This window comes from Sinorhizobium sp. B11 (genome assembly GCA_039725955.1).
GTDB lineage: Bacteria > Pseudomonadota > Alphaproteobacteria > Rhizobiales > Rhizobiaceae > Rhizobium.
In genome coordinates this window covers 4,537,560-4,549,405 of sequence record CP091034.1, presented here as the reverse complement: position 1 = coordinate 4,549,405, position 11,846 = coordinate 4,537,560, and the positions used below count along the sequence as shown (strand labels likewise).

The following is an 11,846-nucleotide window of genomic DNA, read 5'->3' as shown; positions in this document are numbered from 1 at the left end:
GGCCCCCCTCGTCTGTTCCGGCAAGCTCAACAATGCCATGCGGCTGACGGCGCTGGATGAATTCGCCGAGAAGCTGGGATTGCGGAAGGAGCAGGGCGTTGCCGAGGCGCGCGCCATGTATCCGGCGCTCGATGTCGTGGAAGAGGATCCTGCGGCCGACCGCCGGCTGCTGGAGGCGATTGCTGACTGGTGCGACCGCTATACACCGATGGTGGCGCTCGACGGCAAGGATGGGCTGTTTCTGGATATTACCGGCTGCGCTCATCTCTTCGGCGGGGAAAGGGCGCTGCTTCAGGATATCCTGTCACGGCTCTTTCATATGGGGCTTGATGCGAGAGGCGCGATCTCCTCGTCGCCTGGTCTTTCTTGGGCTGTCTCCCGTTTCGGACAGGGTGGCGTCGTGGACGACGAGGAGAGTGAGCGCATGCTGATGCCGCTGCCCGTCGCGGCCCTGCGGCTGGAAGGCCAGACTGTCGATGCCTTGAGGAAGCTCGGCCTCAAATATGTCGGTGACGTTATCCATGCGCCGCGGGCGCCGCTGACCCGCCGCTTCGGGCCGGCACTGCTGCTGCGCCTCGATCAGGCGCTGGGCCATGAAGAGGAGCCGATTTCGCCCCGGCTTCCCGTTGCCAGCCTCTCTTCCGAATGTCGCCTGGCCGAGCCGATCGGAACGGAGGAACAGATCCTCGCCGTTACCGGGCAGGTTGCCATATCACTGAAACCCTCTCTGGAAACGCGTGGCGCCGGCGGGCGGGTGTTCGAACTGGTGCTGTTTCGTGTCGATGGCCGGGTTTACCGCATTTCCGTCGGGGCCTCGCGGCCGCTTCGCGAACCGAAGCTTATAGCGGGACTATTTTTCGAGCGCCTACAGGTGATCTATGACGATATCGACGCCGGCTATGGTTTTGAGATCCTGCGCCTGAATGTATTGCGGCATGATCCGTTCAACGATGCGCAGGGTGATTTCGAGGGAGATCGACAGGGGGAAATCTCGCTTTCGAGTTTTGTCGACCGTGTCGCGGCCCGGCTTGGTGCGGATTGCCTGCAGAGCTTCCAGCTTCGGGAGAGCCACGTGCCGGAGCGCGCCGTCATCACGGTCCCGGCAATGGAGAACCTTCCGGCACGGCGCAAATCAGAGCAGAGGCGCGCGCTGCCTTTTCGTGAGGAACGTCCGCTGCGGCTCTTTGCAACGCCGGAGCCGGTCGAGGTCGCATTTGCCGAAGTACCTGACGGTGCGCCGCAGACTTTCCGGTGGCGGCGCCTGCAGCATCAGGTGGCAAGAAGCGAAGGCCCTGAACGAATTGCCATGGAATGGTGGATCGATGGCGATGATGCCGAAGCGCGGGATTATTTCCGGATCGAGGATGAGGCCGGCCACCGCTTCTGGATCTATCGCCGGGGTCTCTATGGAGACAGCCCCGATCCTCGATGGTTCATGCATGGGGTCTTTGCATGAGACCCGAACCGGCATTTTTCGAGATCGGCGCGAAGACGAATTTTTCGTTCCTCGAAGGCGCTTCGAAGCCTGAAGAGATGGTCGTACAGGCGGCCTGCCTGAAGCTCGGCGGCCTCGGCATCGCGGACCGGAATTCGGTTGCCGGCGTGGTGCGGGCCCATGCGCAGGCACAGCAGCTTGAGGAGAGATACAGGAACAGGGATGCGATTTTAGCCGAGGCGAAGAAGAAGGGAAAAACGGAGATCATTTTCGATCCTATCCGGGTTCAGCCGGGTGCCCGCCTCGTTTTTTCGGATGGAACACCTGATGTCCTTGCCTATCCGTGCAACCGGAAAGGTTGGGCAAATCTCTGCCGTCTGCTCAGTGCCGGCAATCTGAAGGAAGAAGCGGTCAAGGGAACCTGCATCCTGACGGAAGCGGAGCTTATGGAATGGGGTGACGAGATGATGTTCGCCCTCGTCCCCGACCGGGCTGTCGTAAATGATCCGGGTTGCCAGCCTGCTCTTGAAGAATATCTGGACCGGTTCCGCAAACGGTTCCGCAAGGCGTTTTTCATGGCGCTGTCACCAGCCTATGACGGCCGCGACCGGCAGGCCTTTGCGGTGCTTGCCATGCTTGCCGCCCGCAACCGGGTGCCTCTGATTGCGACCAATCAGCCGCTCTATCATGACACCGAGCGCCGGCCGCTTTCGGATATCGTGATCGCCATACGGGAGCATGTGGAGATATCGGAAGCCGGATTCCTTCTGGCACCGAATGCAGAGCGCTATCTCAAGGATTCACGTGAAATATCGAGGATCTTCCGGGATTATCCGGATGCGGTCGAGAATGCGCAGCTGTTCTTCGGGAAGCTGAGCTTTTCGCTGAATGAATTGAAGCACAATTATCCGCCTGAAAACGATCCTGGCGAAACACCACAGGAGACGCTTGAGAGGCTTACCAGAGCGGGTGCGATAAAGCGCTACCCTGATGAGATTCCGAAAAAGGTTGATGAACAGATCGCCTACGAGTTGGATCTGATTAAGCGCAAGAATTACGCCTCATACTTTCTGACGGTCCATAAGATCATTCATCACGCCCGCCATGTGCTCAAGATCCTCTGTCAGGGACGTGGTTCGGCGGCCAACTCAGTCATTTGCTACTGCCTTGAGATCACGGAAGTCGATCCCACAAAGACCACGCTTCTCTTCGACCGGTTCATTTCGATGGATCGGGACGAACCGCCCGATATCGATGTCGATTTCGAGCATGAACGGCGGGAAGATGTCATTCAGTCCATTTATAAAAGATACGGTCATGAGCATGCCGGTCTGACAGCAGCTGTTACCAGCTACCGCACCCGTTCGGCCGGTCGCGAGGTCGCCAAGGCCTTCGGTCTGTCGGAAGATGTCCAGTCGGCAATCAGCAGTCTGGTCTGGGGTTGGTCCGAGGACAATCTTTCGGAACGGGATGCGAAGGCGGCCGGCCTCGATATGAAGGATCGGGTGACGTGGAACGTGCTGAAATACGCCTCCGAGCTTTTGAGCTTTCCGCGTCACCTTACCCAGCATGTCGGCGGTTTCGTTATTACGCGAGACCGGCTCGATGAGGTGGTGCCGATCATGAAGACGGCAATGCCGGATCGCTACATGATCGAGTGGGACAAGGATGACCTCGATAATGTCCAGATCCTCAAGGTGGATGTGCTGGCGCTTGGTATGCTGACTTGCCTGCGAAGGGCCTTCACGCTGCTTGAACTACACTACGATGTAAAGAAGACGCTCGCTGATCTCGGCAATAAGGAGCACGGAGAGGAGGGTGAGCCTGTCTACGACATGATGGGCCGCGCCGATACGCTTGGCGTTTTCCAGATCGAAAGCCGAGCTCAGATGAGCATGCTGCCGCGCCTAAAACCACGCGTGTTTTATGACCTTGTCATTGAAGTGGCGATTGTCCGGCCAGGGCCAATTCAAGGCAACATGGTACATCCTTATCTGAAGCGTAGAGAGTTGCGGGATAAGAATCTTCCCATCGAATATCCAAGTGAGAAACTAAAAACTGTTCTTGAAAGAACCCTTGGGGTTCCCCTGTTTCAGGAGCAGGCCATGCAGATCGCCATTACCGCAGCAGACTTTGAACCAGCAGAAGCAGATCGGCTCCGACGGTCGATGGCGACATTCAAGAGAACCGGCACCATTGATAGTTTCCAAAAACGGTTCGTGGATGGAATGATTAAAAATGGCTACGACCCTGAGTTCGCGGAGCAATGTTTCAACCAGATCAAGGGTTTTGGTGAATATGGCTTTCCCGAGAGCCATGCGGCCTCATTTGCTCTGCTCGTCTATGCATCCTCGTGGCTGAAAGCCTATTATCCCGACGTCTTCTGCGCGGCGATGCTGAATTCGCAGCCGATGGGCTTTTATGCGCCGGCGCAACTGGTGCGGGATGCACGCGAGCATGGGGTGAAAATCCTGCCGGCAGATATCAATCTGTCGAATTGGGAGTGTACTCTTGAAGAGGCGGCTTTTGAGCCGGCAGCAATCGATTTTCGCCACGGCGAGATGCGGGATATCATCAAGACTCGCCATGCTGTTCGGCTTGGTCTTCTGCAGATCAAGGGTGTTTCCTCTAAAGATATGGGAAGGCTCATCGAAAACCGAGGTGAGCGTTACCATTCTGTACGTGACCTCTGGTTACGCTCCGGCCTGCAGAAATCTGTCATTGAGCGGCTGGCAGATGCAGATGCCTTTCAATCCATCGGACTATCACGACGTCAGGCGTTGTGGGCGGTGCGAGCACTGGATGTGAAAAGCGCGACTGAGGAACTGCCGCTCTTCGAGAAGGTTCGCCACATCGATCTTCAGCCTGAGCCGGCTGCCAAGCTCCCTGACATGCTGCCGGGCGAACAGGTCATCGAGGATTACCGCTACCTGTCGCTCTCTTTGAAAGGGCATCCCGTTTCCTTCCTGCGTGAAGAGCTAGGCAGGACAGGGGTGACGCGCAATGTCGATCTGCTTCGCGTTACGAATGGGAGGCGCGTGATCATCGCGGGATTGGTGCTGGTGCGCCAGCAGCCGGGTTCCGCGAAAGGTGTGATCTTCATGACGCTGGAGGACGAAACCGGCGTTGCCAATGCCATCGTCTGGAAGAAAGTCTTCGAAAAATACCGCGCCGTGGTCATGGGCGCCCGGCTCGTGAAAATCTATGGCAAATTACAAAGCCAGAGCGGCGTCATCCATACCGTTGTCGAACATATCGAGGATATGACGCCGCTGCTCGGTATCCTTCAGCGAGAGACGAAACGCTTCGGCGCCAGCGAACGCTCGGACGAGGTGTTGCGCGCGACACAGGATCACCGGCAGCGGAAGGAGGCGGATAGCCTGGCGCGGGACAACCTGCTCAGGAAGATCGGCGAGAAAAGGCCATCAGAGCGGGCGAAGGATGGCGACATCGCGGAGACCGCGAGCGTGATGCCGCGCGGGCGCAATTTCCACTGATGGGTCTTCGCAGCCTGGAAATTGATGCTTCTTAAGGACTTAAAGACAAGCTCGCCAGTGTGTGATGTCCCGCTGCCGAATCGTGATCGGATGAGGGTCGCGAATTTTCTTGACAGTCCCTATCTTCTTTTGCAGAAAACACGATAGTAAGTGTCATGTTTGGAATGAAGACGTGCTCGTCTGCAGTTGCAATTACATAACCGACAAGGAAATCCGGGACGTTATCAACAATCTTCTCGATGAAGATTGCTGGCAGCTTATCGTACCTGCGAAGGTCTATCACGCCATGGCCAAGCGCGGCCGTTGCTGCGGTTGCTTCCCGAACGTTGTCGATATCATCATCCGGACAACCGAAGATTATCATGCCCGTCGCCACTCGACGGAGGCCGAAATATTTGATTTCATGTCCCGCTTGAAACAATTCCACGAGGAAAACAGGAGAGCGGACATTGAAAGGCGACAAAAAGGTCATCGAGCGGCTTAACGAGGCCCTCTTTCTAGAACTCGGCGCAGTCAACCAGTATTGGGTTCACTATCGCCTTCTTGAGGACTGGGGTTATACCAAACTCGCCAAGAAGGAGCGCGCCGAATCGATCGAGGAAATGCACCATGCCGACCGCCTGGTCGCGCGTATCATCTTCCTCGAAGGCCATCCCAATCTGCAGACGCTTGCACCGCTGCGTATTGGGCAGAACGTCAAGGAAGTGCTGGAAGCCGATCTTGCCGGAGAATACGACGCCCGCACCGCCTACAAGAAGTCTCGCGACATCTGTCATGACGCCGGCGATTACGTTTCCATGAAGCTCTTCGAAGAGCTGCTGGCAGACGAGGAAGGCCATATCGATTTCCTCGAAACCCAACTCGATCTGCTCGAGAAGATCGGTGAAGCCAAATACGGCCAGCTCAACGCAGACTCGGCGAACGAAGCCGAGTAATTCACCATCGACATCCTATCTCGGCCGGTCGCCTTTCAGGCGGCCGGCTTCGTTTATTGCGCATCGATGACAGCTTCGTTTGACGCTCAGTCTTCCGGGATCAGGCCGGAAAGATGACGGAATTCCGCCACGACCCATTCATAGACAGTGCGCTTGAAGGGAACGATCAGGCCCGGCAGTTCCTCCATCGGCTTCCACTCCCAGGCGTCGAATTCCGCCTCATGGTCGCCGGGGGGCGGGTTGATGGCGACCTCGCTTTCATCGCCTTCGAAGCGGAAGGCAAACCAGCGCTGCGTCTGGCCGCGATACTTGCCCCTTAAGCCGATGCCGATCAGTTGCGGCGGCAGGTCGTAATTGATCCAGTCTTTCGCCTCGGCAAGCAGCGTCACGGTCCGGATGCCGGTCTCTTCGTAAAGTTCGCGATAGGCCGCTTCCAGCGGGTCCTCGCCCTTGTCGATGCCGCCTTGGGGCATCTGCCAGAGCTGCGGCGAGCCGTCATATTCAGAATTGCCGTCAGGGATGCGCCGTCCGGCCCAGACAAGGCCCTCGCGGTTCAGGATCATTACGCCGACGCAGGGGCGATAGGGCAGGTCCTCGGCTCTTACAGTCGCCTGGCTCATGGTTCTCTCCGCTCAGGGATTCTTGGGGTCGTTGACGAGTGCTGCAACGCCGACAATCTCAATGCCGCGCATGGCCGCTTCCTCGCTCCATTTGGAGATCGCGTCAATGCTCTCGTCGAAAGCCGAGGCAACCCCGATTGCCTGGCCGTTGCGGCGAGCGATACGCTCCAATTCGTCGAGTTTCTGCAGGATCGTGTTCACGTCGACCTGGCTGTCCAGTTGCAGATCGGCGAAAGCATAAGGAAGCTCCGTGCCTTTGGCGACCGCAGCTGTCTTGGATTGTGCCGAAGTGCCGTCGTCGAGGAACAGCAGCCCGCGCTTGCCGATATCGCGCATGACCGGCTCCATGGCCTTGGGATCGGAGAGGAAACGTCCGCCCAGGTAGTTCATGATGCCGGTATAATTCGTGATCTCGCCCATGGACCGGTGCAGGCTTTCGATATTGCGTGCCACTGGCTTCGAGGTCAGCAGCGTATCCGGGCCTGGATCATTCGCCGGGTAATCGAATGGTTCCAGCGGCACTTGCAGCAATATTTCATGGCCGCCGCGACGGGCATCCTGCATCCAGCGCTGCAGGCTGTTGCCGCTGGCGGCAAAGGCGAAAGTGATTTCTTCCGGCAATTGCTTGATGGCGCGCTGTGTGCCGGTCTGGCTGAGACCGAGGCCGCTGAGGACGATCGCGATGCGTGTGCCGCGCGTGCCGGACCAGGGACGCGCATATTGATCCATCGGCCGCTTGCCGTCGGGGCCTGTGATCGGCAGCCGGCCGAAGGGCGTATCTTCCAGCAGATTGTCGTTGGGGAGGGCGGCCATGCGGGGATCCTGGCCCATCTGCATGGCGTCGACCAGAACCGGGCCGTTGCCGTCGCGTGGGCGCGGACTGTACTTGGTTACGACGGAGCCGTCTCCGGTCACCATGCGTTCCACGTTGGCGCCTGAGCTCGGTTCTGAGCGTGGCATGCCGTTTGCTGTCTGATTGCCCGAGGCCGGCGGTTGCTGGATCGTGTCGGTCGGCGGAGCGGCCGTGACATCCTGCGATGCCGGCGGTTTCGACCGCTCGAGGCCGTCGTCGTGAAATGCCGTGTAAAGAGAAAACCCGCCGATCGCGACAAGACAGATGCTCGCGACTATCTGCCCGATCCGCAATATGCCGGGGCGTTTGCGCGCAGCCTTACGGTTGCGGCCTAGGGGTGCATGCAGGTCCGTTCCCAATTCCTTGCCCGCTCCAAAACCGGGAAACAGCAGAAAGCTTCAAGGCCGGACAATCGCCCGGCCTTGAAATCGAAGAATTACTTGGCGACCACGGCCTTTTCAGGGTCCGGCGGGAAGGACGGATCGGTCTTCTTGCCGCGCAGCAGGTCGAGTGCGTAGTTGAGCTGGACGTCGTCCTTTGGATCCGGCGGGACATAGGCGACCGAGCCCGAACCTTCCTCAGTCTCGCTCTGGCCCTTGATGTGGCCGCGCAGGGCGGATTCGCCCTCGGTCACCATCTTGCCCTGGAGATCGGCCGGAAGGGGCTCTTCCACCTTGATGTCAGGCGTAATGCCGGTGCCCTGGATCGAGCGACCCGATGGCGTGTAGTAGAGCGCCGTCGTCAGGCGCAGCGCGCCGTTTTCGCCGAGCGGAATAATCGTCTGGACGGAGCCCTTGCCGAAGGAGCGGGTGCCGAGAACGGTGGCACGACGCAGATCCTGCAGGGCGCCGGCAACGATTTCCGACGCGGAAGCCGAACCGCCGTTGATGAGAACGATGAGCGGCTTGTGGTCGGTCAGGTCACCGGGGCCGGCATTGAAGCGGCGCGTCTCATCCGGATTGCGGCCGCGGGTGGATACCACTTCGCCGCGCTCCAGGAAGGCATCGGATACGTTGATCGCCTGATCGAGCAGACCGCCGGGATTGAGACGCAAGTCAAGAACGAAGCCCTTGAGTTTGTCGGCAGGAACGGTCGCCTTGATCTTCTGGATCGCCTTTTCGAGATCCGGATAGGTCTTTTCGGTGAAGGAGATGACACGCAGGTAACCGACATCATCCTCGACGCGCGACTTGACGGCCTGGACGGCAACGACGTCACGCACGATCGTCAGTTCGATCGGCTTGTCAGCGCCCTTGCGGATCAGCGTCAGCTTGATCGGCGTGTTGACGGCGCCGCGCATCTTCTCGACGGCGTCTTCGAGCTTCAGGCCGCGGACGGACTGGCCGTCGATCTCGGAGATATAATCGCCGGCGAGAACGCCAGCCTTGGCTGCGGGAGTGTCGTCGATCGGGGTGATGACCTTGACGAGCTCGTCTTCCATGGTGACTTCGATACCGAGGCCGCCAAACTCACCCTTGGTCTGGGTGCGCATGTCTTCGGCGTCCTTCGCATTCATGTAGCTGGAATGCGGATCGAGCGAGGACAGCATGCCGTTGATGGCGCTCTCGATGAGCTTGTCCTCTGCCGGCGGCGTTACGTATTGCGCACGCACGCGTTCGAAGACGTCACCGAATACCGAAAGCTCCTTATAGGTCGATGCTCCCGCCGCCTCTGCAGGCACGCCTGCGGAGTAAATGACGCTCATCGCGGTCGCGCCCATCAGTGCGCCGACCAGAACAAGAGAAGCCCTACGAATCATTGCGTGCCTTTCCAGTGTCTTTGGCGGTCCACCACGGTCGGGAATCGACCGGTTTACCGTCCTTTCGAAACTCAATGTAAAGCGTTGGCCGATCTGTTTCCAGCGCCAATGCGGTTGCGCTTGCCACTCTTTTAGCACCCATCACGGCCAGCGGTTCGCCGGAGAAAACGAATTTTCCCTGACGAGTGCTGATCGTATCCATGCCTGAGATAACCAGGTGGTATCCGTCGCCAGCGTCGAGGATGATCATCTGGCCATAGCTGCGGAAAGCGCCGGCAAAAACCACCAGCCCGTCAGCAGGCGCAGTCACCACCGTTTCCGGATTGGTCGCAACAGTCATTCCCATGGCCTCGTGTCCGGTGCCATCGGCATCTCCGAACTGGCGCAGAATATCGCCCGCCACAGGCAACTCCAGCTTCGCCTTCAATTCTCCGAAGGGATATGCGGGCGCAATGCGGTTTTTATCGGGCACTCCGCTGTCGGCCAGGGCCTTTGCCTGGGCGCGCTGCTCGTCGGTCAGGAGCTTGCGGTTTTCCTCTGCCTGCCGGGCGGCAGCGGCGGCGTCGCGCACGGAGGCGATCTCCGTTTCCATCGAGGCAACGAGGCTTTCGAGCGTCGTCGCCTTGCTTGCCAGTTCCTGGGATCGGTGCTTCTCGGCTTCCAGTTCGGCGGTATTGGTGCGGCTCAGCTTGTCGTTTTCGGCAAGCAGCAAGTCCATGCGCCGCTCCTCCTCCAGGCTGTTTGCCATGGTGATGGTCAGATCTTCCTTCTCCTTGGCGCTTGCCGTCTGCAATGCTGAAAGATTGGCAAGATCGGCCGCCAGCTTTTCGGTCTCCTTGCGGATGCCCGGAACGACGGCGCCGAGCAGAATAGCGCTGCGGACCGAGGCAAGGGCGTCGTCGGGTGTGACGAGAAGGGCGGGCGGCGGGTTGCGGCCCATACGCTGCAAGGCGGCAAGGACCTCGGCCAAAACGCCGCGGCGCTCGTGCAGCGAACGGCGAATGCCGTCTTCCTTGACGCCGATGTCAGCGAGCTTCTTTTCGCTGTCGAGAATCTTGCCTTCCAGGGATTTCCGGCGGGCGGCGGAATCGATCAGCGCCTGTCGAATGCTTGCGGTGCTCTTTTCCAGATTGTCGATGCTGCTTTGAAGCTCGCTCACCTTGTCCGAGGAGAGGTTGATCGTCTTCGACAGCTTGTCGAGTTCGGCCCGCGTCTCGTCGCGCTTCTTCGCCAGTTCGGCCGCGGGGTCAGGTGGCGGTTGCTCGGCTGACGTGACCGGGGCGGTCTGTTCGGCTGCTGCGGGCGGAGGCGGCGCGTCCTGCGCCTGTACGGCAAAGGGGTTTCCCGAAATGGCAATGACGGTCGCACCGAGCCCTGCGGCAACGGCCGGCAAAAACAGGCGGGATCGCTTGGGGGCAGCTCTCGTCATGCGTGTCGGGGTTTACTCGTTCAAATCGCCCGGAACCTAAGCTGATTTGGGGCCGTTGGCCAGAAAGTTTGAAGGAGAAGAGGTCGTCACGCAAAACACGGCTGCGTGAGTGTTTTTGGCTGCGTCAGACACGATGGTAGGGGTGGCCGGAAAGGATGGTCACCGCCCGATAGAGCTGTTCGGCAATCAGCGTGCGGACGATCTGATGAGGCCATGTCATCTTGCCAAGGCAAAGGGTCGTGTCGGCCCGGTCGTAGAGGGAAGGATCGAGGCCATCGGCGCCGCCGATCGCGATCGTCAGGTCGCGTTTGCCCTGATCGCGATAGGTGCCGAGGAGATTGGCGAAAGCCTCGCTGTCCAGCGCCTTGCCGCGTTCATCGAGGAGAATGAGGATGCTGCCTTCAGAGAGCGACTTCTGCAGCATGGCCGCCTCCTCACGCTTGCGGGTCTCCGCATTGGAGGCGCGGCTTTCAGCCACTTCGGCGATGCGAGAGAATTCCAGGCCAACCGCAGGGCCGGCCTTGGCAAAACGGTCGAAATAGCGGGCCGCAAGATCCTTTTCGGGGCCGGACTTCAGCCGACCCACCGCAAAAAGACCAATCCGCATTCATCCACTCCTGCTATGCCGCGCTTCAAGAAGCGCAATGTGGACTTACCGGCCAGCGATCGAAAGCTGGCCCGGCCAGTTACCACGTCTCAGGCGCCGGGCGAATGCCGGGCTGCCTGTCAGTGCCGCGTTTCCTCGTCCATATCCGGAGCCGCCCACATCTTTTCGATGTTGTAGAACTCGCGAATTTCGGGACGGAACACATGCACGATGATGTCACCGGTGTCGATGAGGATCCAGTCACCGCCTTCCTGACCCTCGACGCGGGCTGTACCGAAACCCTCGTCCTTGAGATCAGTCAGAAGATGATCGGCGATCGCCATGACGTGCCTGTTCGAGCGGCCGGAGACAACAACCATGTAGTCTCCCAGCGCCGATTTTCCGGCAATGTTGATGGTGACGATATCTTCAGCTTTGGAGTCCTCGAGGCTGACGAGGACGGCTTCCAGAGCACGGGCGGCGGCATCGGCGCCACGTTCCGAACCCTTCGGGAGAACGGCAAGCGTTTTTTCCCTTGGCGTGTACTGTTGTCAGTGCTTTCCCTTTCCTGGAATGACAAACCATGCACAACACAGATCCGGCGTCACCGGATCATGGTTAAGATAGGCATCAAACCATTAACGTTTCAAGACGCGGCGCACCGCGCGAACGGCCAAAAGCCGCATTTGGCGTCACGAAATCGAGATTTCGACCCCAGGTCGAATGGAGTTG

General features: G+C 59.2%; 9 protein-coding genes and 1 pseudogene. 4 read left to right on the top strand and 6 right to left on the bottom strand.

Annotated features, from left to right (window positions below; genetic code table 11):
• Positions 1 to 37: 37 nt before the first annotated feature.
• From LVY75_32410 to bfr, 4 genes are all read left to right on the top strand, one after another.
• Complete coding sequence (locus tag LVY75_32410) at positions 38 to 1,456, top strand: DNA polymerase Y family protein (GenBank protein XAZ25879.1); 1,419 nt, start codon at positions 38 to 40, stop codon at positions 1,454 to 1,456.
• Positions 1,453 to 4,932: an error-prone DNA polymerase gene (locus LVY75_32405; GenBank protein XAZ23441.1), complete on the top strand. Its 3,480-nt coding sequence runs from the start codon at positions 1,453 to 1,455 to the stop codon at positions 4,930 to 4,932. The genes LVY75_32410 and LVY75_32405 overlap by 4 nt, the downstream gene beginning before the upstream one ends.
• A 103-nt stretch (positions 4,933 to 5,035) precedes the next feature.
• Positions 5,036 to 5,416, top strand: coding sequence for a (2Fe-2S)-binding protein (locus LVY75_32400; protein XAZ25878.1), 381 nt, complete (start codon positions 5,036 to 5,038; stop codon positions 5,414 to 5,416).
• A complete protein-coding gene (bfr, locus tag LVY75_32395; GenBank protein ID XAZ23440.1) occupies positions 5,382 to 5,867 on the top strand; it encodes a bacterioferritin in 486 nt (161 codons plus the stop codon). The genes LVY75_32400 and bfr overlap by 35 nt, the downstream gene beginning before the upstream one ends.
• Before the next feature lie 86 nt (positions 5,868 to 5,953).
• Here bfr and LVY75_32390 read toward each other — a convergent pair whose 3' ends face one another.
• The 6 genes and pseudogenes from LVY75_32390 to rsfS form a co-directional block, all read right to left on the bottom strand.
• Positions 5,954 to 6,487 carry an RNA pyrophosphohydrolase gene (locus LVY75_32390; GenBank protein ID XAZ23439.1) on the bottom strand — a complete coding sequence of 178 codons (534 nt, stop codon included), beginning with the start codon at positions 6,485 to 6,487 and terminating at the stop codon, positions 5,954 to 5,956.
• 12 nt (positions 6,488 to 6,499) lie between these two features.
• The gene (locus LVY75_32385) at positions 6,500 to 7,699 is read right to left on the bottom strand and encodes a divergent polysaccharide deacetylase family protein (protein XAZ23438.1); all 1,200 of its coding nucleotides are present in this window, start codon (positions 7,697 to 7,699) and stop codon (positions 6,500 to 6,502) included.
• A 77-nt stretch (positions 7,700 to 7,776) separates the two neighbouring features.
• Entirely contained in the window at positions 7,777 to 9,099 is a 1,323-nt protein-coding gene (locus LVY75_32380) for a S41 family peptidase (protein XAZ23437.1), read from the bottom strand.
• Positions 9,089 to 10,498: a murein hydrolase activator EnvC gene (locus tag LVY75_32375; GenBank protein XAZ25877.1), complete on the bottom strand. Its 1,410-nt coding sequence runs from the start codon at positions 10,496 to 10,498 to the stop codon at positions 9,089 to 9,091. The genes LVY75_32380 and LVY75_32375 overlap by 11 nt, the downstream gene beginning before the upstream one ends.
• Positions 10,499 to 10,652: 154 nt before the next feature.
• Positions 10,653 to 11,135, bottom strand: a complete 483-nt coding sequence (gene rlmH / locus LVY75_32370; GenBank protein ID XAZ23436.1) for a 23S rRNA (pseudouridine(1915)-N(3))-methyltransferase RlmH — start codon at positions 11,133 to 11,135, stop codon at positions 10,653 to 10,655.
• A gap of 119 nt (positions 11,136 to 11,254) precedes the next feature.
• Positions 11,255 to 11,699, bottom strand: a pseudogene (rsfS, locus tag LVY75_32365) (ribosome silencing factor).
• Positions 11,700 to 11,846: the final 147 nt, after the last annotated feature.

Coding starts and splice junctions, on each gene's coding strand:
- LVY75_32410 (XAZ25879.1), top strand. CDS start 38: ATGCGGCTGACGGCGCTGGATGAATTCGCCGAGAAGCTGGGATTGCGG.
- LVY75_32405 (XAZ23441.1), top strand. CDS start 1,453: ATGAGACCCGAACCGGCATTTTTCGAGATCGGCGCGAAGACGAATTTT.
- LVY75_32390 (XAZ23439.1), bottom strand. CDS start 6,487: ATGAGCCAGGCGACTGTAAGAGCCGAGGACCTGCCCTATCGCCCCTGC.
- LVY75_32380 (XAZ23437.1), bottom strand. CDS start 9,099: ATGATTCGTAGGGCTTCTCTTGTTCTGGTCGGCGCACTGATGGGCGCG.
- rlmH (XAZ23436.1), bottom strand. CDS start 11,135: ATGCGGATTGGTCTTTTTGCGGTGGGTCGGCTGAAGTCCGGCCCCGAA.